This is a genomic window from Microseira wollei NIES-4236 (assembly GCF_020521235.1).
Taxonomy (GTDB): domain Bacteria; phylum Cyanobacteriota; class Cyanobacteriia; order Cyanobacteriales; family Aerosakkonemataceae; genus Microseira; species Microseira wollei.
The window spans coordinates 1-1157 of the sequence record NZ_BLAY01000455.1 but is presented as its reverse complement, the minus strand read 5'-3'; the positions used below and the strand labels follow the sequence as shown (position 1 = coordinate 1157).

Here is a 1157-nt window from a genome sequence, read left to right as displayed (position 1 = left end):
TCTCTAGTTTAGGGCAGTTGTATGTCGCCGGAGTCAAGGTAGATTGGGCAGGATTTGACCGCGATTACCTTCGGACAAAAGTCGCACTACCAACCTATCCATTTCAAAGACAGCGCTATTGGGTGGAAAATACACCACCTCAGCTACAACGGCCACAAAACTCCACAAAACTGCACCCTTTACTAGACAAAAAGATCGACTTGCCCTTATCCAAGGAAATCTTATTTGAATCTGACTTTAGTACCCAAAACCTACCGTTTTTAGTAGAGCACCAAGTTTATAACTTTGTTGTAGTACCTGAAGCCTGTCATCTATCCTTGCTATTGGGTGCAGCCAAGTTAACTTTCGCCACCGAGGCATGTCTATTAGAAAATATAGTTTTTCCGCAGCCATTAGTGATTCCAGAAGATGCAGTACGCCCGGTGCAGTTGGTGCTTTCCCCACAAGAGAGTGGAACCTCTTTCCAACTGATTAGCTTTGAGCCTACAAATAGCGTTGGTAATACAGCCCACAATGGCAGTACTCAGGTAAAACAGTGGGTAATCCATGCTACAGGAATGATTTATAACACAGTTAGCAGTAAATTAGAAACTATCTCGATACCAGAGATACAGGCACGCTGTCCTCAGACAAAAAATGGTAGAGAAATTTACCAATATTTTTGGCAAAAACGCCAGATGCAATTGGGCCCAAGCTTCCAGTGGCTAGATTGCATCTGGTGTGGAGAAGGAGAAGCCTTAGCCCAGATGAAATGCCCTGCCCTGGTAAATCAGCTAAACGAGTATCAATTGCATCCAGGTCTGATCGACTCCTGCTTACAACTGACCAGCACTTTATTCTCTGTTGATGACACTTTTTTACCCTTTGCGATTGAAAGCTTTCAGTTTTACCAACGTCCCCAAACTCAGCAATTATGGTGTCATGCTCGGCGGCGACAGTCAGAAAACTCCAATGACGATGAGCTAATAGCCGATATCAAACTGTTTGATGCTAGCGGGCAGTTGATTGCACAAATCAAAGGTTTGTCAGGCAGAAAAGCGACTCGCGAGTTGTTACTACATTCGCTGTATCAAGATGTCGCAGAATGGTTGTACGAAATCGACTGGCAAGTGGTGGAAAAAAGCCAATCAAAAGCCACGCCTGAAGGGAGTTGGCTG

The 1157-nt window shown here is 44.6% G+C and carries 1 protein-coding gene; it reads left to right on the top strand.

Translation table 11 applies throughout. The features are described from left to right. Positions 1–1157, top strand: a 1157-nt coding sequence (locus tag MiSe_RS49210) for a polyketide synthase dehydratase domain-containing protein (RefSeq protein ID WP_226594858.1), incomplete at both ends; no start/stop codon positions are given.